Annotated in this window: 17 protein-coding genes; 7 read left to right on the top strand and 10 right to left on the bottom strand. The window is 64.5% G+C overall.

What is annotated here, in order from left to right; genetic code table 11:
• From ACYG9Z_RS03135 to ACYG9Z_RS03110, 6 genes are all read left to right on the top strand, one after another.
• Nucleotides 1-825: an ABC transporter ATP-binding protein gene (locus ACYG9Z_RS03135; RefSeq protein WP_023733788.1), complete on the top strand. Its 825-nt coding sequence runs from the start codon at nt 1-3 to the stop codon at nt 823-825.
• Entirely contained in the window at nt 812-1,663 is an 852-nt protein-coding gene (locus ACYG9Z_RS03130) for an ABC transporter permease (protein ID WP_023690276.1), read from the top strand. The genes ACYG9Z_RS03135 and ACYG9Z_RS03130 overlap by 14 nt, the downstream gene beginning before the upstream one ends.
• A 198-nt stretch (nt 1,664-1,861) precedes the next feature.
• On the top strand, nt 1,862-3,163 hold the full coding sequence (locus tag ACYG9Z_RS03125; protein WP_023751631.1) for a cytosine deaminase: 1,302 nt from the start codon (nt 1,862-1,864) through the stop codon (nt 3,161-3,163).
• Complete coding sequence (locus ACYG9Z_RS03120) at nt 3,163-4,566, top strand: FAD-binding oxidoreductase (RefSeq protein ID WP_031196657.1); 1,404 nt, start codon at nt 3,163-3,165, stop codon at nt 4,564-4,566. Before ACYG9Z_RS03125 ends, ACYG9Z_RS03120 begins: the two co-directional genes overlap by 1 nt.
• A 286-nt stretch (nt 4,567-4,852) precedes the next feature.
• Nucleotides 4,853-5,434, top strand: coding sequence for an NAD(P)H-dependent oxidoreductase (locus ACYG9Z_RS03115; protein ID WP_023700354.1), 582 nt, complete (start codon nt 4,853-4,855; stop codon nt 5,432-5,434).
• Nucleotides 5,434-6,015, top strand: coding sequence for an NAD(P)H-dependent oxidoreductase (locus ACYG9Z_RS03110; RefSeq protein WP_023690990.1), 582 nt, complete (start codon nt 5,434-5,436; stop codon nt 6,013-6,015). Before ACYG9Z_RS03115 ends, ACYG9Z_RS03110 begins: the two co-directional genes overlap by 1 nt.
• 170 nt (nt 6,016-6,185) lie before the next feature.
• On the opposite strand, the gene ACYG9Z_RS03105 is transcribed toward ACYG9Z_RS03110, so the two are convergent.
• From ACYG9Z_RS03105 to ACYG9Z_RS03085, 5 genes are all read right to left on the bottom strand, one after another.
• The gene (locus tag ACYG9Z_RS03105) at nt 6,186-8,633 is read right to left on the bottom strand and encodes a GcvT family protein (protein WP_023751630.1); all 2,448 of its coding nucleotides are present in this window, start codon (nt 8,631-8,633) and stop codon (nt 6,186-6,188) included.
• Nucleotides 8,630-9,811 (bottom strand): pyridoxal phosphate-dependent aminotransferase, encoded by a 1,182-nt coding sequence (locus tag ACYG9Z_RS03100; protein ID WP_023751629.1) that lies wholly within the window; start codon nt 9,809-9,811, stop codon nt 8,630-8,632. The genes ACYG9Z_RS03105 and ACYG9Z_RS03100 overlap by 4 nt, the downstream gene beginning before the upstream one ends.
• Nucleotides 9,811-10,710: a homocysteine S-methyltransferase family protein gene (locus ACYG9Z_RS03095; RefSeq protein WP_023685239.1), complete on the bottom strand. Its 900-nt coding sequence runs from the start codon at nt 10,708-10,710 to the stop codon at nt 9,811-9,813. The genes ACYG9Z_RS03100 and ACYG9Z_RS03095 overlap by 1 nt, the downstream gene beginning before the upstream one ends.
• Entirely contained in the window at nt 10,707-13,160 is a 2,454-nt protein-coding gene (locus ACYG9Z_RS03090; RefSeq protein WP_023751628.1) for a GcvT family protein, read from the bottom strand. Before ACYG9Z_RS03090 ends, ACYG9Z_RS03095 begins: the two co-directional genes overlap by 4 nt.
• Nucleotides 13,161-13,254: 94 nt before the next feature.
• Nucleotides 13,255-13,818, bottom strand: coding sequence for a helix-turn-helix domain-containing protein (locus tag ACYG9Z_RS03085; RefSeq protein WP_081732301.1), 564 nt, complete (start codon nt 13,816-13,818; stop codon nt 13,255-13,257).
• A gap of 261 nt (nt 13,819-14,079) precedes the next feature.
• Between ACYG9Z_RS03085 and ACYG9Z_RS03080 the strand changes: the two genes are divergently transcribed.
• Complete coding sequence (locus tag ACYG9Z_RS03080; protein ID WP_023670762.1) at nt 14,080-14,784, top strand: nitroreductase; 705 nt, start codon at nt 14,080-14,082, stop codon at nt 14,782-14,784.
• Nucleotides 14,785-14,802: 18 nt separating this feature from the next.
• Here the strand turns inward: ACYG9Z_RS03080 and ACYG9Z_RS03075 are convergent, their stop codons facing one another.
• The 5 genes from ACYG9Z_RS03075 to ACYG9Z_RS03055 form a co-directional block, all read right to left on the bottom strand.
• Nucleotides 14,803-16,245 carry an MFS transporter gene (locus ACYG9Z_RS03075; RefSeq protein WP_023751626.1) on the bottom strand — a complete coding sequence of 481 codons (1,443 nt, stop codon included), beginning with the start codon at nt 16,243-16,245 and terminating at the stop codon, nt 14,803-14,805.
• Nucleotides 16,246-16,397: 152 nt separating this feature from the next.
• Nucleotides 16,398-16,985: a sarcosine oxidase subunit gamma family protein gene (soxG, locus tag ACYG9Z_RS03070; protein WP_023751625.1), complete on the bottom strand. Its 588-nt coding sequence runs from the start codon at nt 16,983-16,985 to the stop codon at nt 16,398-16,400.
• 22 nt (nt 16,986-17,007) lie between these two features.
• Nucleotides 17,008-20,001 (bottom strand): sarcosine oxidase subunit alpha, encoded by a 2,994-nt coding sequence (locus ACYG9Z_RS03065; RefSeq protein WP_023751624.1) that lies wholly within the window; start codon nt 19,999-20,001, stop codon nt 17,008-17,010.
• Nucleotides 19,998-20,294: a sarcosine oxidase subunit delta gene (locus ACYG9Z_RS03060; protein ID WP_023670367.1), complete on the bottom strand. Its 297-nt coding sequence runs from the start codon at nt 20,292-20,294 to the stop codon at nt 19,998-20,000. Before ACYG9Z_RS03060 ends, ACYG9Z_RS03065 begins: the two co-directional genes overlap by 4 nt.
• An 11-nt stretch (nt 20,295-20,305) precedes the next feature.
• Nucleotides 20,306-21,565 carry a sarcosine oxidase subunit beta family protein gene (locus tag ACYG9Z_RS03055; RefSeq protein ID WP_023751623.1) on the bottom strand — a complete coding sequence of 420 codons (1,260 nt, stop codon included), beginning with the start codon at nt 21,563-21,565 and terminating at the stop codon, nt 20,306-20,308.
• Between the last annotated feature and the right edge of the window lie 226 nt (nt 21,566-21,791).

The following is a 21,791-nucleotide window of genomic DNA, read 5'->3' as shown; positions in this document are numbered from 1 at the left end:
GTGAAGCTGGAAAAGATGGCGCAGGCGCCCATGACGGCATCGGGTGAAGGCCCGATGCTGCTGACGCTGCGCCATGTCGGCAAGGTGTTTTCCAATGGCGTGACTGCATTGAGCGACGTCGATCTCGCCATCCGCGAGGGCGATTTTGTCAGCCTGCTCGGTCCGTCCGGCTGCGGCAAGTCGACGGCGTTGAGGCTGATCGCGGGCCTGTCGACGCCGACATCCGGTCAACTCGACTGGGGCGGTTCGATCGACCGCGCCAATATCGGCTTCGTCTTCCAGGAACCGACGCTGCTGCCTTGGGCCGATGTCTTCGACAATGTCTGGCTGCCGCTCAGGCTGAAAGGCGTGTCGCGTGCCAAGGCGGCGCCGGTGGTGACGGAGATGCTGGAGCGGGTGCACCTGACCGGTTTCGAAAACGCCGTGCCGCGCGAGCTTTCCGGCGGCATGAAGATGCGCGTCTCGATCGCACGCGCCATGGTGACGAAGCCGCGCATTCTGTTGATGGACGAGCCGTTCGCGGCACTCGACGAGATCACCCGCTTCAAGCTCAACAACGACCTTCTGGAGCTGTGGCAGGACGAGCGCTTCACCGTCGTCTTCGTCACCCACAGCGTCTTCGAAAGCGTGTTCCTGTCAAACCGCGTCGTCGTCATGGCGGCGCGGCCGGGCCGCGTCCATGCCGAGCTTGCCATCCACGCCTCCTATCCGCGAGACGAGGTTTTCCGCACTTCGCCCGACTATGCCGCGCTCTGCCGCCAGGCCTCGGACATCCTGGTCAACGCCATCAACACATCAGCCGGACCGCACCATGACGGCCATTGACCAGAATGCCGCAACGCTCGACGCGGAAGAGGCGGGCCGCGTACGCCAGGAGCGGCTGGAGCGGATCGGCCGGTGGGTCTTGCCTTTGGCGATCATGATCCTGGCGATCTGGCTGTGGGACCGCATCTGCGTGTGGAACGCGATCCCGCAATATATTCTGCCGCGCCCGGGCGTGGTGCTGTGGACGCTCTATAGCGATGCCGGGCTCCTGTTCTCCGCGCTGCTGGTCACGTTGCGCATAACCTTTCTCAGCCTGCTGCTCGCGGTCGTCGGCGGCGTCGGACTGGCGGTGCTGTTTGCGCAATCGAAATGGGTGGAGATGTCGTTCTTTCCCTTCGCCATCGTGCTGCAGGTAACGCCGATCGTGGCGGTCTTCCCGCTCATCAACATCTATGTGGACAACCAGACGGTGAAGCTTTTGCTTTGCGCCTGGATCGTCGCGTTCTTCCCGATCCTGTCCAACACCACGCTCGGCCTCAATTCGGTCGACCGCAATCTGCGCGACATGTTCAAGCTCAACGGCGCGACGCGCTGGCAGCAATTGCGCTATCTCAGACTGCCGGCGGCCATGCCGTATTTTCTAGGAGGCTTGAAGATCGCCGGCGGTCTGTCGCTGATCGGCGCCGTGGTGGCCGAGTTCGTCGCCGGCGCGCAGGGGCAGTCGTCGGGGCTGGCGTCGCGCATCATCGAGGCCGGCTACCGCCTCAACGCGCCAAGGCTTTTCGCGGCGCTGATCCTGATCTCGCTCACCGGCATATTGATCTTCCTGGTGCTGTCGCTCGTGTCGCATCTCATCCTGCGCCGCTGGCACGAGAGCGCGCTGAAGCATGAGCGGTAGGGGGTTGGGTGACGTGATTGAGATGCTGGCGCGAAACACCCCCCTCTGGCCTGCCGGCCATCTCCCCCTCAAGGGGGGAGATTGGACGTCATCCGGGATTTCGCCAATTATCGACGTTGGAAGACGGGTGCTGTCGGAAAAGCTGCCAATCTCCCCCCTTGAGGGGGAGATGCCCGGCAGGGCAGAGGGGGGCGGTCCTTGATACCGACCTCTGGCTCGTACCATCTCACCAACGTCCGCCTTCACCGGTCGCTGACATCAGGTCTTGCCACCACTTACGATACTGACGGCTTCGCGCTGGCCGACATCGCCGTCGCCGACGGTAAGCTCTCCAGCATCGCCGCGCACAAGAAATCAAAAGCGCCAGCCACCGCCATCGACCTTGCCGGCCGCATCATCCTGCCGTGCTTCGTCGACTGCCACACCCATATCGACAAGGGCCAGATCTGGCCGCGCAAACCCAATCCCGACGGCAGTTTCATGGGCGCGCTCAATGCCACCGGCGCCGACCGTGCAGCGCGCTGGAGCGCCGAGGACGTGGCGCGGCGCATGGATTTCTCTTTGCGCTCGGCCTTCGCGCACGGCACCAAGGCGCTGCGCACGCATCTCGACAGCGTGCCGCCGCAGGAGGAGATCTCCTGGCCGGTGTTCGAGGCGATGCGGGAGAAATGGCGCGGTCGCATCGAACTGCAGGCGGCCTGCCTGCTCGGCATCGAAGGCGTGCGCGACAGCAAGTGGTTCGAGAAATTGGCCAAGCGCGTGGCTGCGGCCAAGGGCGTCCTCGGCGTCGTCACCTATATGGTGCCGGATCTCGAAGAGCTTCTCGACAAGGTGTTCGCCGAGGCGAACAAACACGGGCTCGATCTCGATTTCCACGCCGACGAGACCGACGACATCGCGGCGATCTCGCTGAAGAAGATTGCCGAGGCTGCACTCTGGAACGGTTTTGGGGGCAACATCCTGGTGGGACATTGCTGCTCGCTGGCGCGCCAGCCGGACCTCGACGTGCTCGATACGCTGGACAAGGTCGCCAAGGCGCGGCTGGCGGTGGTGTCGCTGCCAATGTGCAATCTCTATCTGCAGGACCGGCGCGCCGACCAGACCACGCCACGCTGGCGCGGCGTGACCTTGCTGCACGAGATGAAGGCGAGGGGCATTGCGGTCGCGGTCGCCTCCGACAACACCCGCGATCCTTTCTATGCCTATGGCGATCTCGACATGCTGGAGGTCTACCGCATGGCGACGCGCATCCTGCATTTCGACCATCCGGTCGGCGACTGGCCGCAGACGGTGGCGGCGACGCCGGCCAAGGTGATGCGGCTCGATGGTGTCGGGACACTGGCAGCCGGTGGCAGCGCCGATTTCATCGTCTTCAAAGGGCGGAGCTGGACGGAATTGCTGTCGCGGCCCGAATCGGATCGCATCGTCGTGCGCAACGGCCGAGCGATCGACAGGCAATTGCCCGACTATGCCGAGCTCGACGAACTGATGGTGGAATGATGGATGTTTCGGCGCTCAAACGTGATCTCGACGGGATAAAGCTCGACGACAATCCGGCCATCGTCCAGCAGAAGAGCCGCGACTTCTACTGGTACAGCCCGGTGCTGAAGCAGCAGCTCGACCACGTCACCGGCGACCTGATCGTGACGCCCAGGAACGAGGCCGAACTGATCCGCGTGCTTACCGCTTGCCACCGTCATGGCGTTCCGGTGACGCCGCGCGGCAGCGGCACCGGCAATTACGGTCAGGCGATGCCGCTATCGGGCGGCGTGGTTTTGAACCTTGCCGAGATGAACGAGATCAAGGCCATAGCGCCGGGCCGCGTCGTCACCGGGCCGGGCGCGATCCTCGCCGACATCGACAGAGCGACGCGCGCGCATTCCGGGCAGGAACTGCGGCTGTCGCCGTCGACCTACAACACCGCCTCGATCGGCGGCTTCATCGCCGGCGGCTCGGGCGGCGTTGGCTCGATCAATTTCGGCGGTCTGCGTGATTTCGGCAATGTGCTGCGCCTGCGCGTCGTCACTATGGAGGCGGAGCCGAAGGCGCTCGAACTCGCCGGCGAGGACCTGCACAAGGTCACCCACGCCTATGGCACCAACGGCATCATCACCGAGGTCGAGATGCCGCTGACTGCAGCCTATGAATGGATCGACGTGATCGTCGGCTTCGACGCTTTCATGCCGGCAGCCCGCTACGGCAACGCGCTGGCACGCCAGGACGGCATCCTGACCAAGCTGATCACGCCGATCGCCGCGCCCGTGCCGCAGCTCTATTTCAAGCGCCACCAGAAGTTCTTCCGGGACGGGCAAAGCATCTGCGTCGTCATGGTTGCCCGGCATGGGCTAGACGCGTTCCTCGCCTTCACCCGCCGCGCCGGCGGCGAAGTCATCTTCAATGCGGCGACGGCAACGGACGAAGAGAAAAAGGGCCTGCCGCCGGGCTTCGAACTGGCGTGGAACCACACCACGCTCAGGGCACTGCGGGTCGATCCCGCGATCACCTATCTGCAATCGCTCTATCCGTTTCCCAACCAGCTGGCGCTGGTGGAGAAGATGGACGCGATGTTTCCGAACGAGGTCTTTTCGCATCTCGAATTCGTGCGCCTCGACGGCAACATCACCTGCTTCGGCCTGCCGCTGGTGAAATTCACCACCGAGGCGCGGCTCAACGAAATCATCCGGCTGCATGAGGAGAACGGCTGCCCGATCTTCAACCCGCACCGCTACACGCTGGAAGAGGGCGGCATGAAGCAGACGGATGAAATCCAGCTCGCCTTCAAGCGCGAGACCGATCCGCAAGGCCTGCTCAATCCCGGCAAGATGATCGCCTGGGAAAATCCGGATTACGACTATCGCTCGGGCCGGACTTTTTTGTTCAAGGGTTTGCAGAAAGCAGAATGAGCAGAGGTTTGAGCTTGAGCACCCCCCTCTGTCCTGCCGGCACAGGCCCTACGCTGCCGCTTCGGGCGTTCGTCGTTTGGAAAGCCAAGCAATTGGCTTCCCATCGGCTTCGCCGACCACTTCTCACCCCCCGCAAGGGGGGAGATTGGCAGCCTGAACGCCGCGGCCAATCTGACACGCTGACAATTAGTGAAAGCGATGCGGCAGTCCGATCTCCCCCCTTGCGGGGGAGATGCCCGGCAGGGCAGAGGGGGGTGCCTCGCGCCCACCTCGCAAGCATTTCCCCATGAAAGTCCTCGTCCTCTACGCACACCCGGTGGAGACCAGCTTCAATGCAGGCCTGCACCGCACGATCGTCGAGCGGCTGACGGCCGCCGGCCATGAGGTCGACGATTGCGATCTCTATGCAGAGGATTTCGACCCCAGGCTGACGCGCGGGGAGAGGCTGGATTATCATAACCAACGCAGCCCTGCGGACCCGGCCGCGCCCTATGTCGAGCGGCTGCTCAAGGCCGAGGCGCTGGTGCTGTCATATCCCGTCTGGAACTACGGCTTCCCGGCCATCCTGAAAGGCTTTTTCGACCGCGTGTTTCTGCCCGGCGTGTCGTTCAAATTGGTCGACGGCAAGGCGCAGCCTTCGCTCCACAACATCCGCAAGCTGACCGCCGTCACCACCTATGGCGGCAGCCGCTTCCGCGCCATGCTGATGGGCGATCCGCCACGCAGATTGGTCAAGCGGATGCTGCGCGCGACGATCAGGCCCGGCGCCTCGGTGTCCTACCTCGCTCATTATTCGATGAACCTGTCGACCGACGAGACGCGGGCAGCCTTCATGGCCAAGGTCGCGGCCGGGATGGATGAATTCTGATGCGCGTGCTGGTGGTCTATTGCCATCCGGTGCCCGAAAGCTTTTGCGCCGCCATCAGAGATGCCGCAGTCGATGTGCTGAAGGCACGCGGCTGGGAGGTGCGGCTGCTCGACCTCTATGCGGAGAAATTCGATCCGGTGATGGGCTGCGAAGAGCGACGCGCCTACAATGAGCGGGCGCCGGAGGATCCGGCCCTAAAACCGCATTTCGAGCATCTCGCCTGGGCTGAGGCGATCCTGTTCATCTATCCGACCTGGTGGTACGGGCTGCCGGCCATGCTGAAGGGCTGGCTCGACCGGGTCTGGGCGACCGATGTCGCCTTCAAGCTGGGCAAGGGGCGCATCACGTCGCTGATGACACATGTCACCAGGGTCGGCGTCATTACCACCTGCGGCGCGCCGACCTGGTGGAGCGTCGTCGTCGGCCAGCCCGGCCGCAAGACCTTGCTGCGCGGTATGCGCGCGCTGTGCGCCCGCCGCTGCCGGACGTTTTTCCTGGCGCACTACCTGATGGACGCCTCGACGCCAAGGACGAGGGCGGCGTTTCTGGTGAAAGTGCGGGCGAAGCTGGAGCGGTTTTGAGCTTCTTCACCCTCGCCCTTGTGGGGAGGGTCGCGCAGCAAATGCCGCAAGGCGGCATTTGCGAAGCGGGGTGGGGGGTCTCGTAGGGCGCACCCCCACCCCGGCTCGCAATCGCCGCTTCGCTCCGACTGCGAGCCGACCCTCCCGACAAGGGGGAGGGTAAAAAGGTGCTACATCCTCGTCCGTTCCGCCTTGGGATCGTACATCGGCTTCAGCGATGCTTCCGCCGCAAAACGCTCGCCGGCGATCTCGATCTCGTAGGACGAGGCCAGCACATCCGCCTCGCTCTCGCCCTGGCAGGGCACATAGCCCAGTCCGATCGCGCCGCCGAGATGGTGGCCGTAATTCCCCGATGTGATCGGGCCGACGATCTTGCCGTCGCGCAGGATCGCCTCGTTGTGGAAGAGCAGGGGTTCAGGGTCTTTCAAACGGAACTGCACCAGCCGGCGCGACAGGCCGGCTTCTTTTCTCTTCAGCACCGCATCGCGGCCGATGAACTCGCCCTTGGCGGTTTTGACCGCAAAGCCGAGGCCGGCCTCCAGCACATTGTCCTCGTCGGTGATGTCGTGGCCGAAATGCCGAAACGCCTTTTCGAGGCGACAGGAATCCAGCGTGTGCAGGCCGCAAAGTTTCAGGCCGACATCGCCGCCGGCCTCGTCGATCGCCTCGAAGACATGAGCCGCCTGGTCGGTCGAGACATAAAGTTCCCAGCCGAGTTCGCCGACATAGGTGACGCGGTGGGCACGGGCGAGGCCCATGCCGATCTCGATCTCCTGGAAGGTGCCGAATGGATTGTTGTCGTTGGAGAAATCGTTGGGGCTGACTTTCTGGATCAGCTTTCGCGCATCCGGACCCATCAGGCAGAGCACGGCCTCAGCTGCCGTGACATCGGTGATGACTACGAATTCATCCCCGACATGCCGGCGCAGCCAGGCGAGGTCGCGTTGCAGCGTCGCGCCCGGCACGACGAGGAAGTAGGCGGTCTCAGATAGCCGCGACACCGTGAGGTCGCTTTCGATACCGCCGCGCTGGTTGAGCATCTGGGTGTAGACGATCTTGCCCGGCGCCACGTCCATATCGTTGGCGCACAGCCTTTGCAGGAAGGCACAGGCGTCGCGGCCTTCGGCACGGATCTTGCCGAACGAGGTCATGTCGAACAGGCCGACCTTGTTGCGGACGGCCAGGTGCTCCTCGCGCTGGTTGTCGAACCAGTTCTGCCGCTTCCAGGAATAGCGGTATTCGCGCTCCTGCCCCTCTCGCGCAAACCAGTTGGCGCGCTCCCAGCCGGCGACTTCGCCGAACACGGCGCCTCGCGCCTTCAGGTGTTCGTGCAGGGGCGAGCGCCTGACATTTCTGGACGTTGCCATCTGCCGGTAGGGGAAGTGATCCGCATAGAGCAGGCCGAGTGTTTCGGAGACACGCTCCTTGAGATACCTACGGTTCTTCTGGAATGGCTGGGCGCGGCGGATGTCGACTTCCCAGAGGTCGAAGGGCGCTTCGCCGTCATTGATCCACTGCGCCAGCGCCATGCCGGCGCCGCCGGACGAGACGATGCCGATGGAATTGTAGCCGGTCGCCATCCAGTAGCCCGACAGCTCCGGCGCTTCGCCGAGATAGTAGCGGTCGTCGGGGGTAAAGCTTTCGGGGCCGTTGAAGAAGGTGTGAATGCCGGCGGTTGCCAGCATCGGCATGCGATTGACGCCCATTTCGAGGATCGGCTCGAAATGCTCCATGTCCTCCGGCAACTGGTCGAAGCAGAAATCCTCGCTTATGCCGTCCATGCCCCAGGGCTTGGCCACCGGCTCGAAGGCGCCGAGCATCATCTTGCCGGCGTCTTCCTTGTAGTAGGCGCATTCATCGGGAACGCGCAGCACCGGTAGACGACCGAGCCCGGGGATCGGCTCGGTGACGAGATAAAAATGTTCGCAGGCATGCAGCGGGATGGTGACGCCGTTCTGGGCGCCGAGCTCGCGCGCCCACATGCCGGCGCAGTTGACGACGATGTCGGCCTCGATCGTGCCCTGGTCGTCGCCTTGCGCCCACGACACACCGGTGACGCGACCGGCCTTGGTATGGACCTTGGTGACCTTCACATTCTCGACGATGGCGGCGCCACGCTGGCGGGCGCCCTTGGCCAGCGCCATGGCGATGTTGGCCGGATCGCACTGGCCGTCGAGCGGCAGATGCACGGCGCCGATCACATCGGACACGTTGAGATGCGGGTACATCTCCTTGACTTCACCAGGCGAAATCTCGCGCACATCGACATCGAAGGCGCGGGCGAGCGAGGCCTGACGGTAAATCTCGTGCTTGCGCTCCTCGGTCAGCGCCACGGTGATCGAGCCGACCTGGCGCATGCCGGTGCCGACTTCGGTCTCGGCCTCCAGCTTGACGTAGAGGTCGGCCGAATATTTCGCCAGCCGCGTCATGTTCTGCGAGCCGCGCAGCTGGCCGATCAGGCCGGCGGCGTGCCAGGTCGTTCCCGAGGTCAGCTGCTTGCGTTCCAGCAGCACGATGTCGGTCCAGCCGAGCTTGACCAGGTGGTAGGCGACCGAACAGCCGGAGACACCGCCGCCGATAATAACCGCGCGGGCCTTGATGGGAATGCTTCTGGTCATGCGGCCTCGCGGCGATAGCCGGATGCGAAGCGGCGCAGGCGTTTTGCGGCTTCCTGAAGCACCGGTTCCGGTTGGCAGAGGCTGATGCGGATGTGGCCGGCAGCGGCCTTGCCGAAGCTGGAACCCGGCATGACGCCGACACTCTCCTGGTCGAGAAAGGCCCAGGCGAATTTCTCGTCGTCGGGCTCGACGGCGGAGATGTCGAGCATGACATACATGCCGCCCTCGGAGCCGTGCACGCTGACATTGTTCATGCCGCGCACGGCGTCGAGCAGGACGGTGCGGCGCGCCGCATAGCGTTCGGCGATCTCCTTGACGCCAAAGCGGTTCTCCAGCGCCTCGGCGCAGGCGATCGAGATGAAGGCCGGCAGGCCGTAGGTCGTCACCAGATTGAGATTGGTCAACAGCGTGATCATCTGCGTCGGGCCGGTCAGCCAGCCCATGCGCCAGCCGGTCATGCCGTGGCTCTTGGACATCGAATTGATGACCAGCGTGCGCTCGGCCATGCCGGGCAGGCCGCGCGGCGAGATGTGCTCGCCGCCGCCGAGCGTCCAGTAGACCTCGTCCGACAGCAGCCAGAGATCGTGCTCGCGGCAGATCTCGGCCAGCTCTTCCAGACGCTCACGCGAATAGACGGCGCCGGTCGGGTTGTTCGGCGTGTTGATCAAAATGGCGCGCGTGTTGGGCTTGAGCGCCGCGCGGATCATCTCGGCGTGCGGCTGGAAACCGTCTCCGGCCGGCGTCTCGACGACGGTGAAGCTGGCGCCGGCGGCGCTGAAGGTGTTGGGATAAGTCGCGTAGTAGGGCGCCACCACGATAGCGTGGTCGCCCTGGTCGAGAACGGCCTGCACCGCCGCGTAAAGGGCGGCCTGACCGCCCGGCGTGGCGATCACCTGGTCGGGGCTCGTCTCGACCCCGGTGCAGGCGGTCGAGGCCGCCGCCATCGCCCTGCGCAGGCGCGGAACGCCGGGAAGCGGGGTGTAGTGGTGGTTGCTGCCGCGAACCGCCGTCACGCAGGCTTCGATGGTCTGGCTCGGCGTATCGAAATCATGGTCGCCGACCGACAGCATGATGATGTCCTGGCCCGCCTCCTTGCGGGCCCATGCCTCGGTGTGGACCTCCCAGCCATCCTTGCCCGAAGGCACGATGCCGGAAATGCGCGATGACGGTCTGGGCATCAGGATACTCCCGAGATTTCGTGGCCGGCCTGTTCGAGCCAGTCGCGCAAGGCGGCGATGTGGGCAGGGCCGACTTCGCAGCAGCCGCCGACGATGGTGGCGCCAGCGGCGACCCAGCCGAGCGCCTGGTCGGCATAGGCATCCGGATCAAGGTCGTGGCGTGCGTGCAGCACTTCGACCGTTCCGCCATGCTTGAGCGCTTCGACAGAGGTGAAGCCATTGGCATAGGCGCCGACCGGGCCGCCGAGAGCAATCAATTCGGGCAGTGCAGCGGCGATAGCTTCTGGCCGGCAGCAATTCACCAGGCGCGCTGCAACCGTCAGGCCGTCGAGGGCGTCCGCCGCTGCCGCTATTGTTTCGCCGCTGCGCAGCCGCGGCGCGCCGTGATCGGCGAGAGTCCAAGACACCCAGACAGGTTTGCCGCTTTCCGACGCAGCGGTAACGGCCGCACGGCCTTCCTCGGCTGAGGCCATGGTCTCGCACAGGAACAGGTCGACGCCATCGGCCTGCTCGGCGACGATGCGGCGATAGATGTCCAGCGTCTCCTGGAACGATATGGCCAGCGCCGGCGCATAGCTGCCGAACAGCGGTGACAGGCAGCCGGCGATCGCTGCATCGCCTGCCTCGTCGCGTGCCTGTCTTGCCAATTCGATGCCGCGCTTCTGCAAGGGCTTGAAGAGATCTTCTGCTCCTTCCCGCGCGAGCCGCTCCGGCGTTGCCGAATAGGTGTTGATGGTGATGACGCGAGCGCCGGCCCGGATGAATTCGGCATGCAGGCCACGCACCAGATCCGGCTCGTCGATCAGCACCCTGGCCGACCAGAGCGGCGTCGGCTCGGAGCTGCTGCGGCGGACCAGTTCCTGGCCCATGCCGCCATCGGTGAGAATGACTTTCTTCATGCTCTCAGTCTTTCGTTTTTCGGATCCCACAGCGGCTCGTCTTTCTGCACGACCGCCCTGAAACGATCGCCAAAAATTTCAATCTCGATCGCGGTATCGGGTTCAGCCAGGTCGGCGCGCAGCATGCCGAGCGCGATCGATTTGTCGATGCGATGCCCCCAGCCGCCGGACGTCGTCTCGCCGACGATCTTGCCGTCATGCCAGAGCGTCGACACCGACGGCGCGTCGCAATCGCCGGGGTTTTCGACCACCAGCGTGACGAAGCGCTTCTTTACGCCTTGCTGCTTTTCGTTCTGCAGGGCTGCCTTGCCGCGGAAGTCGGGCTTGTCCCATTTTACGAAGCGCTCGAGCCCGCCCTGCAGGACCGTATAGTCGGTCGACAGGTCGCCCTTCCAGGTCCGGTAGCCCTTTTCGAGGCGCAGCGAATCCAGCGCATACATGCCGAACGGTTTCAGACCGTGTTTTTGTCCCGCCGTCCAGACGGCGTCGAAGATGGCGGCGGTGTCTCCCACCTTGGTGTGGATTTCCCAGCCGAGTTCGCCGGCGAAGGATACCCGCACCAGCTTCGCCCAGCGGCCGGCGATGGTGGTTTCCTGATGCGTCAGCCAGGGCAGCGAGAGATCCGCGCCACAGACCTCGGCCAGGATCTTGCGCGAATTGGGGCCGGCGAGGATTTGCGTCGAATAGTCTTCGGTCCTGTCGGTGAGGGTGAAAGCTGCGTCCTTCGGCAGGCGCGACTTCAGCCATTCGAAATCGTGCCACTGCGCTACCGCCGCGGTGATCAGAGTCATCTGCTCTTCGCCATGGCGCACCACCGACATCTCGGTAACGATGCGGCCTTTGTCGTCGGCGAAATAGGCGAGGCCGATGCGGCCCGGCTTGGGCACCAGGCCGGTGACCTGCAGCGCCAGCCATTCGGCTGCGCCAGGACCTTCGAGGTTGAAGCGCGAGAAGCCGGGCAGGTCCAGAATGCCGGCGGCGTCGCGCACCGCCAGGCATTCTTCGCGCACGCGGTGCTGCCACGGCCCGTCGCGGCGGAAGGTGAGTGTTGCTTCTTCCGACGTGTCGTCACCGGGTTGCGCATACCAGGTGGCACGCTCCCAGCCATTATAGGCGTCGAACTGGGCGCCGAGGGCCTTGATGCGATCGTGGATCGGCGACAGCTTGCGGTCGCGCCCGGCCGGCCAGGCATGCCGCGGAAACTGGATGGCGTATTCGTTGCCGTAGATCTCCATGCCCTTGGCAACGCTATAGTCGGGGGCGGCCGCAAAGCTGGTGAAGCGGCGCGGATCGCAGGACCACATGTCCCATTCGGTCTGGCCCTCGGTGATCCACTCGGCCAGCACCTTGCCGGCGCCGCCGCCCTGGGCGATGCCGAAGGTGAAGACACAGGCCTCGAACGCGTTGGGAACGCCGGGCATCGGACCGATCAGCGGATTGCCATCCGGCGCGTAAGGGATCGGCCCGTTGATCACCTTGGACAGGCCGGCAGTGCCCAGGATCGGCACGCGGGCTACGGCATCGGCAAGGTAGTGCTCAAGACGGTCGAGATCGTCGGGGAAGAGCTGGAAGGAAAAGTCCTCCGGCATCGGGTCGTTGTGGGTTGCCCAATGCGCGCGGCAATTGCGCTCATAGGGACCGAGATTCATGCCGTTCTTTTCCTGGCGCAGATAGTAGGAGGTGTCGACGTCGCGCAGCAGCGGCAGCTTCTTGCCCTGCTCCTTCGACCACGCCACCAGTTCGGGGATTTCCTCGAACAAGATGTACTGATGGCTCATCACCATCATCGGGACGTCGCGGCCGAACATTTTGCCGACTTCCGCGGCTCGGTAGCCGGCGGCGTTGACGACGATCTCGCAACGGATCTCGCCTTGCGGCGTCTCGACAACCCATTCGTCGTTCTCGCGGCGCACACCTGACACCGGACAGAAGCGGACGATTCTGGCGCCCATGTCGCGCGCACCCTTGGCCAGTGCCTGCGTCAGCTGCGCGGGGTCGATGTCGCCGTCGTTTGGATCGTAGAGCGCACCTTTCAATTCATGCGTCTCGACGAAGGGATAGCGGCGCTTGATCTCGTCGGGGCCGACGATGTCGATGTCCATGCCCTGGTAGCGGCCCATGCCCTTGGCGCGCTGGAACTCCTGCATGCGCTCCTTGGTGTGGGCGAGGCGGAGCGAGCCGGTAACGTGGTAGTTCATGGGATAGTCGACCGCGTCGGCGAGACCGCGATAAAGCTCGGTCGAATAGCGCTGCATGTTCATCAGCGACCAGGACGACGAGAAGGTCGGCACATTGCCGGCGGCATGCCAGGTCGAGCCCGATGTCAGCTCGTTCTTTTCAAGCAGCACGCAGTCGGTCCAGCCCGCCTTGCACAGATGGTAGAGCGAGGAGGCGCCGACGACACCGCCTCCGATGATTACCACGCGCGCCGTGGTCGGCAAACCGGCCATATTCTTCTCCCAAACCTGAAGCGCGCTGCGCTTCTATCTTTTTGCTTGATGCATGTCGTTTCCCAAACCGCTGCACACTTTGGGCGACATGCATTCAATAAACAGGCGGCGAAACCACCCAGATGACCACGGCCGGCTCGCTGCCGGGATTGCGCCAGCGGTACGGCTTGCGCTCGAAGCGAAAGGAATCGCCTTCGCCGAGCCGGTGCCAGACGCCGGCTATCTCGATCTCGAAAATGCCAGAGGCGATGTAGCCGGCTTCCTCGGTCGGCCGCAGCTGCTCGCTCTTCATCTCGGCGCCCGGCGCAAAGATCGAACGCACCATCTCGAAACTACCGCCGAGATCGGGCGACAGAAGCTCCTCCACCAGGCCGGATTCGCTTGTGCCAAGCGTGCGCCGGCTGCCGGCGCGCACGATGACGCCGCGCTCCTTCTCGATCGGCACGTCGTGGCTGAAGAACAGGCTGAGCGGCACGCCGAATAAATCGGCGAAGGCCCTGAGGTCGCCGAGCGAAGGGATAGACAGGCCGCGCTCGACCTGGCTGACCCAGCCGACGGAGCGGCCAAGCTTCAGCGCTATCTCAGCCAGCGTCAGCCCGCGCGCCTTGCGCAGCGCACGGATGTCGCTCGCCAGCAGGCGCTCGTCAGGTCCCTGCAATGTTTTGGGGATAGCTGGGGGCAAAACGCTCACTTGATGAAAAACTGGATATGAATTTCATGAGAGCTCATGTCCGTGAAAAAATCAAGCGAATTTTCATGGACACACAAGATTTGCTTGCGCGATTTTGGCGGTTCATGCAAAGGCTCTGGCACGAGCGGCGGGTGTGGGAATGCGGGTCGGCGACCAAGGATTGAAATCTGCGCAAGGTCTTTTCCGATAGCCGGTTCGGCTTTCGAAGTGTGCGCAAAGGAACGGCCCATGCTGGAAAAAAACGGCCTGGCAGCGCATAACGCGGCTGTTGTCGACGAGGCGATCATCTCGCGCCGTTCAGTGCGCGCCTTCCTGCCCGACATGGTCGATGACGAGACGATCCGAGCCATTCTTGGCGTCGCCGCGCGCGCGCCTTCGGGCACCAATATGCAGCCCTGGCGGGTCTATGTTGTCAAGGGCGAGGTCAAGCAGCAGATCACCGATGCCATCCTGAATTCCGGTATCCGCGCCGAAAAGGCCGATTGGGACGAGTATCGCTATTACCCCACCCAGTTCTTCGAGCCTTATCTGACCCGCCGGCGCGCCAACGGCTTCGGGCTCTATGGCGCGCTCGGCATCGGCCGCCGCGAGGTCGACAAGATGCGCGCCCAGCACGACCGCAACTTCGTCTTCTTCGATGCGCCGGTCGGCATGATCTTCACCATCGACCGCCGCCTCAATCAGGGCTCGTGGATCGACTACGGCATGTTCCTGCAGAACATCATGGTGGCGGCGCGGGGCAGGGGCCTGCACACCTGCCCGCAGGCCGCCTTCGCGCCCTATCACCGGCAGATCCGGCCGGTGCTCAACATTCCCGACGAGGAGATCGTGGTCTGCGGCATGGCGCTCGGCCTCGAGGATACGTCCAAGCCCGAAAACGATTTTCGGACTGACCGCGTGCCGCTGGAAGAGTGGGTGACGTTCAGCGGCTAGGCCTCGGCTACCGGGGCCTTATTCCACGTTCATCTGCGCGCCATGGCCGCTGACATGGGCGCCGTCCTGCGGTGTCAGTCTGAGATAGGCGATCAGCGCGCACAAAGTGATGACGCCCTCGACCACGAACAGGATGCGGAAATCGTTGGTCACCGCCGGCCTGCCGCCAGCCAGGAACGACAACAGCGCCGCCGCCAGGCCGACGCTGATCGCCACCCCCAACTGCCACAGTATGTAGTAGAGCGCGCTGAAGCGGGCGAGCTGGTCGGGCGCGATGTCGGAATAGGCGAGATTGCCGGTCGAAGCCCATTGCGCCGAGCGCAGGACACCGAAGGCGAAGATATAGGCAAGCACGATCCAGACGGGCGTTGTTGCCTCTATCAAGGCGAAGCCCGCAACCATGGCGGCAACGATCGGCGTGTTGACAACCAGCACACGGCGAAAGCCGAAGCGGTTGAGCAGGCGCGGCATGAACACACGCATGATCAGCGAGCCGATTGCGGCAACGAAAGTCAGCGATCCCGCCTGCACCGCGCTCATGCCAAAGCCGAGCTGGAACATCAGCGGCAGCAGGAAGACGACCGAGCTGAGGCCGATCGTGTCCAGTCCGCCGCCTGTGAGGAAGCAGATGCGAAAGGTGCGGATGCGCAGGAGTTTCAGGTCAAGCAAAGGGTTGCGGGCGCGCAGGCAGTGGAAGGAGGCAAGCGTCAGGATGACGATCGCCAGCGTCAGCTCGGCCGCGATCATGCTGCCGGCGGCGTCTTTCGCCGCAAGCGAATCCATGCCGAAGACCAGCAGGACCATGCCGCTGCCGACCAGCAGGAAGCCCGGGAAATCGAACGGCGTGCGCACCGGTTTGGTAACAGTCGGAAACAGCGAGGCGGCAAGAACGGCCGCCGCCAGCGCGAACGGCACGTTGATGAAGAAGATCCAGCGCCAGGAGATATAAGTCGTCAGCGCGCCGCCGACCAGCGGGCCGACCAGCGGTCCGGACTGGCCGGCCAGCGAAATATACATGTTGATCTTCAGCGTGCGGCTGCGCGGGAAGGTCGACAGGATGACGACCTGGCCGAGCGTCCCCATCAAGGCGCCGCCGAAGCCTTGCAGCGCGCGGGCGCCGACCAGCGTCCAGATGTCGTTGGACAATCCGCACAGCGCCGATGACGCGGCGAACACCAGCAAGGCGAAGCAGTAAACGTTGCGCAGGCCGAAGCGGTCGGCCGCCCAGCCGCCGAGCGGCATCGAGATGATCAGGCTGGCGACATAGACGGTGATCAACAGGCCGAGCTGGCTCGGCGGCCGGCCGAGGCTGTCGCTGATGCCGGGCAGGGCGGTGACCACGACATTCTGGTCGAGGCTGGTCATGAACACGCCGCAGGCGACCGTGAGCGGCAGCAGGAGCAAGGCTCTGGCGGACACATCGGCGCGATCCGTGGCTCCGGCGGATAGTTCTGCGGTCATGGGGATGTTCGAACCAAACGACGATGCCGACTCTGAGACGGGATCTTTTTAATCCCTGGGCCGGTTGGGCCACGTTCCCCAACATGGGCTTCCATTGGAGCATTCTCTAGCGGCAGAACCGGCTGGCCTTGAGGCCAGAACGGCTGTCGGCCCTACTGAACCTCGTAGCCGACCTCCTCGCTGGCATGGCAGAGCGCCTTCCAGAACGAGCGGGCGAAGGAGCGGAAGACATAGATGTCGAACTGGTCGGCGCCGGTGCGCTGGATCTGCGCAAAGACGTCGTGATGGGTGGTCGAACGGCCGGAGCCTATGGGGAAGGCGGGCAGCGCAAAGTCGATGGCGAAGAATTTCGCCAGCACCCATTCGGCCTTAGGGCCGGCGATGCGGATAGCGGTGCGGCCATGCGACAGGTCGGTGATCGTGCCGATTGCCGGGGTTACGTCCCCGGCAAAACGCGCCGCCAGGCCCTCGGCATCGTCGACGACCGTGAATTTTCCAGGCGCGAAACCGAACACGGCCTTGCCGAACTTGGCGAGACCGCCGCCGGCACCGTCGGGCAAAGCGAGCCCGGTGACCTTGCCGATCGCCTCGATCAGCTGCTTTTCCGCGCCCGGCCACGCGGCCAGTTGCAGGATCGAGCCTGGCCGGGTCTCGGTCAGGATGACTTCAACGCCATGCTCGAAATTGCCGTGCGAACCCGGATGGGATACCGGCTCGAGCGGCGAGAGGCGCTCGGGCAGTTGGCGTTCGGGTGATTGGCGCTCAGCCATGCATGCGGCTCCCGTCCGGGTCGTAGAAATGGTTGGAGACGATCTCGACCGGCCCGAACCGCTTGCGCAGCGGATCGGAGATGAACGCGCGGGTGCCATGGCGCGCCTTGCCGCCTTCGACCAGGGCCAGCGCGATGTGCTTGCCCAGCGCCGGCGAATAGCAGCAGGCGGTGATGTGGCCGATGGAATCGTGCGGATTGGCTTCGTCCAGTTGCTCGACGAGGTGGGCGCCGCCATTGAACGGCCGGTTGTCGAGCGAGACCAGGCCGACCAGCTGCAGCCGCTCGGGCGCGATCAGGCCTTCGCGGTCCATCATCGCCGAGCCGATGAACGGCTTCTTCTTCGACAGCATCCAGTCGAGATGCAGGTCGCGCGCCGTGGTGCGGCCGTCGATCTCCGCGCCGGTGACATGGCCCTTTTCGATGCGCATCGTGCCCAACGCCTCCAGCCCGTAGGTGACCAGGCCGAACGGCTTGCCGGCTTCGACAAGGGCTTGCCAGACATGGGTGCCGTAGCCGGCGCCGCAATAGACCTCGAAGGCCATTTCTCCGGAGAAGGACAGCCGGCAAATCATCACCGGCACGCCTGATATCTCGCCGCGCACGATGCCCATGAAGGGCAGGGCTGTGTTGTCGACGGCGGTGCCGGTGACACAGGCGGCGAGGATGGCCCGTGCCTTCGGCCCGCCGATGGCCGCGCCCGCCCATTCGTCGGTTACCGAGGTGACATGCACTTTGAGTTCCGGCCAGATGACGTCGAGGAAATATTCCAGATGCTGCATCACCTTGCCGGCGTTGGCCGTGGTGGTCGTCATCAGGAAATCCTGTTCGCCGAGCCGCCATGTGGTGCCGTCGTCGAAGGCCAGCCCGTCCTCGCGCAGCATCAGGCCGTAGCGGGCCTTGCCGACGGGGAGGGTAGAAAACATGTTGGTGTAGACGCGGTCGAGGAATTCACCGGCGTCCTGCCCCTGAACGGCGATCTTGCCCAGCGTCGAGACGTCGACGATGCCGGCGCTTTCGCGCGTCGCCCTGGCTTCACGGACATAAGCCTGCTCGACCGTCTCGCCGGCAAGGCCGTAGATCATTGGTCGATACCAGAGGCCAGCGGAATACATCGTTGCGCCATTGGCGAGGTGCCAGTCATGCATGGGCGTCAGGCGCTCGGGTTTCAGATCGCCGAACCGTTCGGCGGCAAGCGAGCCGATCGACACCGCGGAATAGGGCGGGCGGAAGCGCGTCGTTCCGACTTCGGGGATCGGTTTGCCCAACGCCTCGGCCATGATGGCGAGGCCCGGAACGTTGGAGTTCTTGCCCTGGTCGGTCGCCATGCCGAGCGTGGTGTAGCGCTTCAGATGCTCGACGGAGACAAAACCTTCCCGATGCGCCAGCCGCACGTCTTCGGCAGTCACGTCATGCTGGAAGTCGACGAAGCTTTTTCCCTTGGCTTTGATCTCGAACACCGGCGCCGGACCGGGGTTTCCCGGGGCTGCTTCGACATCCGGCAAAGCTGCCGGCGCAGCCGCTCCGCCCGCGGCGGACAGGCCGGCTGCACGGCCCTCAGTGATGGCTTCGACGGTCGAAAAGCTGCCGTTGAAAGCGCCGGCGCCAATCCATTGCCGAGTCGGTTTCGGCGGCAGGAAGGCCTGGCGGGCAGGGTTCCATTCGGCTCTGGCACCGGCCTGGCTGGCGAGATGGATGGTCGGCGACCAGCCGCCCGACATCAGCAGGCTATCGGCGTGGATGCTGCGGGCGTTACCGCTCAGTGTGCCCGAATTCATGTCGAAGCGCTGTACCTTGAGGCCGGAGAGCGCCTTGCCGCCCTCGGTGGCGACCACGGCATGGCCGGAGAGGATTTCGGCTTCGGCCTCGGTGGCCAGGCTGCGCATCTCGGCCGACAGTTCGGGGCGCACGTCGATGATGGCGACAATCGCCGCGCCGGCCTTTTTCAGCGCCAGCGCCGAGCGATAGGCGCTGTCGTTGTTGGTGAACAGCGCGACCCTGTCGCCGGGCAGCACGCCATAGTCGTTGGCATAGCGCTCGGCGGCATGCGCCAGCATGACGCCCGGCCGGTCATTGCCGGGGAACACAAGCGGCCGCTCGAAAGAGCCGGTGGCCAGCACCACCGTCTTGGCGCGGATGGCCCAGTAGCGATGGCGCGGCTCGCCCTTGCCGGGCGTTTCCTTGTGGTCGGTGACGCGCTCGAGCGCGGCTAGCGTGTTGCCGTCGTAATAGCCCCACACCGTGGTGCGCGGCAGCAGGCGGACCGTGTCATGGCCTTCGAGTTGGCTGACGGTGCGCGCCGCCCAGTCGGCGGCCGGCGCGCCGTCGATGGCCTCGCCGGACCAGTTGGCCGAGCCGCCGAAACGCGGCTCGAGTTCGGCCAGGATGACCCGCGCGCCCTGGTCGGCAGCGGCCTTGGCGGCCGACAGGCCGGCCGGGCCGGAGCCGACCACCAGCACGTCGCAAAACGCGTTCATGCGCTCGTAGCGCGAGGTGTCGGCCGCAATACCGGCGCGGCCCAGGCCGGCGGCGCGGCGGATGAAATGCTCGCAGAACATCCAGAAGCGGGTGCCTTTCAAGGGGCCGAAGACAGGGCCCATGAAGGTCTTGTAGTAGAAGCCGGCGGCCAGGATCTTGCCGCCGAGCTGGTTGACGGCGTTGATGTCCCAGGCGAGCGAGGGAAAGCGGTTCTGGCTGACGGCCACCAGCCCGTCATAGATCTCGACCATGGTTGCGGCGATGTTGGGCTCGCGCACTTCGCCGCGCAGCACCGTGACCAGCGCGTTCGGCTCCTCGACGCCGGCCGAGAGCAGGCCGCGCGGGCGGTGGTATTTGAACGAGCGGCCGAAAAGCGTGACGCCGTTGGCAAGCAGCGCCGAGGCCAGCGTGTCGCCGCCATGGCCGGTGTAGGGCGTGCCGTCGAAGGTGAAGCGGATGGTGCGCAGCCGGTCGATGCGGCCGCCGGTCTCGGTGCGGCGCGGGCTCACGATTTGCCCCCAGCCTTGTGCCGGGCGGCGGCGTTGTGGTCGCCGCGCGCGAAACCGGTGCTGGAAATCTCATGTGTGACCGTGTTGCGCACCATCCTCAGATGGGTGCGGCAACCGCCGGAATGCTGCCAGATCTCATTGTGGTCGCCGGCCGGGTTCAGCCGATCGTAGACATAGGCGTTCCAGGCGTCGAGGTCCTGCGAGTTGGGCTGCGGGCGCTCGCGGTTGCCGTCGCCCTGATAGGTGAACTCGATGACGTCGCGCGGGCCGCAATAGGGACAAGTGATAAGCATTTGTTTGAACCCTAATGCAGCCGGGGCGTTGCGCCCTGGCCCTTGTCGTCAATCACCAGGCCGCGATAAAAACGGTCGAGCGTGAACGGCGCGTTGAACGCGTGCGGTTCGTCCTTGGCGATGGTGTATGCGAAGCACCAGCCCGAGGCCGGCGTGGCCTTGAAGCCGCCATAGCACCAGCCGCAATTGAGATACATGCCGGGCAGCGGGCCGGTGGTGATGATCGGCGAACCGTCCATCGACATGTCGCAGACGCCGCCCCAGGAGCGCAGCATGCGTACACGCGCAAGGCCGGGAAACAGCGCCAGCATCTCGCTCATGACCTCGTCGACGATGGGCAGATTACCGCGCTGGGCGTAGCTGTTGTAGCCGTCGATATCGCCGCCATAGACAAGGCCGCCCTTGTCGGACTGCGACATATAGAAATGGCCCATGCCGAAGGTCAGGACCGTGTTGCAGAACGGTTTCAGCGACTCTGTCACGAAGGCCTGCAGCACATGGCTCTCGATCGGCATCCTGTCGATGCCGGCAAGCTGCATCACCCGTCCGGTGCTGCCGGCAACGGCCACGGCAACTTTCTTGCCGCGGATCTCTCCGCGCGTCGTCTGCACGCCGGTGATGCGGTCGCCGTCGCGCAGGAAGCCGGTGACCTCGCAATTCTCGACGATGTCGACGCCGCGTCGGTCGGCGCCGCGGGCATAGCCCCAGGCAACCGCATCGTGACGGGCGGTGCCGGCGCGCGGCTGCATCAGGCCGCCGACGATGGGAAAGCGCGCGGAGGCCGACATGTCCAGCGCCGGGACCAGGCGCGCGATCTCGGCGGTGCTCATCAGCTCGGCATCGACGCCGAGATGGCGCATGGCGTTGCCGCGCCTGGCCAAGTCGTCGTACTGGGCCGGCGTGTGAGCCAGGTTCAGGCAGCCGCGCTGCGAGAACATGACGTTGTAGTTGAGGTCGTGCGACAGGTTCTCCCACATCTTCATCGAATGTTCGTAGAAGCGGGTGTTGGAGGGCAGGAGGTAGTTGGAACGCACCGCCGTGGTGTTGCGGCCGACATTGCCGGAACCCAGCCAGCCCTTTTCCAGCACCGCGACATTGGAGATGCCGTGCTCCTTGGCCAGATAATACGCCGTCGACAGGCCATGGCCGCCACCGCCGATGATGATGACATCATAGGAGGCCTTGGGGTCGGGCTTGCGCCAGGCCGGCTTCCAGTCCTTGTTTCCCTTGAGCGCGTTCGTGAGAAGCGAAAGGGCTGAATATTCCGCCATTCTTCATGTCATCCCTAGAGCATGATGCCGAAAGGTGTGAAGCGGTTTTCGGACGACATCATGCTCTATATCTTTGATTTCTAGAGCCGGATGGTTTCAGGTCGGACAGACCTGAAACCATCCGGCTCGGGTGCGATGCGGCAGACTATAGAGCAGGCGGCGGGCGCAAAGCCAAGATTGCGCCATGGCTTTTCGACTGGCCGACTCCCGCAAGGCGACACCTGCC

Source organism: Mesorhizobium sp. RSR380A, assembly GCF_054719385.1.
The sequence above is the reverse complement of the archived record's forward strand: the minus strand, read 5'-3'. Positions and strand labels throughout refer to the sequence as shown.

What these genes read in the sequence shown, in the direction of transcription:
- ACYG9Z_RS03130 (WP_023690276.1), top strand. Translation starts at nt 812, where the DNA reads ATGACGGCCATTGACCAGAATGCCGCAACGCTCGACGCGGAAGAGGCG.
- ACYG9Z_RS03120 (WP_031196657.1), top strand. Translation starts at nt 3,163, where the DNA reads ATGGATGTTTCGGCGCTCAAACGTGATCTCGACGGGATAAAGCTCGAC.
- ACYG9Z_RS03115 (WP_023700354.1), top strand. Translation starts at nt 4,853, where the DNA reads ATGAAAGTCCTCGTCCTCTACGCACACCCGGTGGAGACCAGCTTCAAT.
- ACYG9Z_RS03110 (WP_023690990.1), top strand. Translation starts at nt 5,434, where the DNA reads ATGCGCGTGCTGGTGGTCTATTGCCATCCGGTGCCCGAAAGCTTTTGC.
- ACYG9Z_RS03105 (WP_023751630.1), bottom strand. Translation starts at nt 8,633, where the DNA reads ATGACCAGAAGCATTCCCATCAAGGCCCGCGCGGTTATTATCGGCGGC.
- ACYG9Z_RS03100 (WP_023751629.1), bottom strand. Translation starts at nt 9,811, where the DNA reads ATGCCCAGACCGTCATCGCGCATTTCCGGCATCGTGCCTTCGGGCAAG.
- ACYG9Z_RS03095 (WP_023685239.1), bottom strand. Translation starts at nt 10,710, where the DNA reads ATGAAGAAAGTCATTCTCACCGATGGCGGCATGGGCCAGGAACTGGTC.
- ACYG9Z_RS03090 (WP_023751628.1), bottom strand. Translation starts at nt 13,160, where the DNA reads ATGGCCGGTTTGCCGACCACGGCGCGCGTGGTAATCATCGGAGGCGGT.
- ACYG9Z_RS03080 (WP_023670762.1), top strand. Translation starts at nt 14,080, where the DNA reads ATGCTGGAAAAAAACGGCCTGGCAGCGCATAACGCGGCTGTTGTCGAC.
- ACYG9Z_RS03075 (WP_023751626.1), bottom strand. Translation starts at nt 16,245, where the DNA reads ATGACCGCAGAACTATCCGCCGGAGCCACGGATCGCGCCGATGTGTCC.
- ACYG9Z_RS03060 (WP_023670367.1), bottom strand. Translation starts at nt 20,294, where the DNA reads ATGCTTATCACTTGTCCCTATTGCGGCCCGCGCGACGTCATCGAGTTC.
- ACYG9Z_RS03055 (WP_023751623.1), bottom strand. Translation starts at nt 21,565, where the DNA reads ATGGCGGAATATTCAGCCCTTTCGCTTCTCACGAACGCGCTCAAGGGA.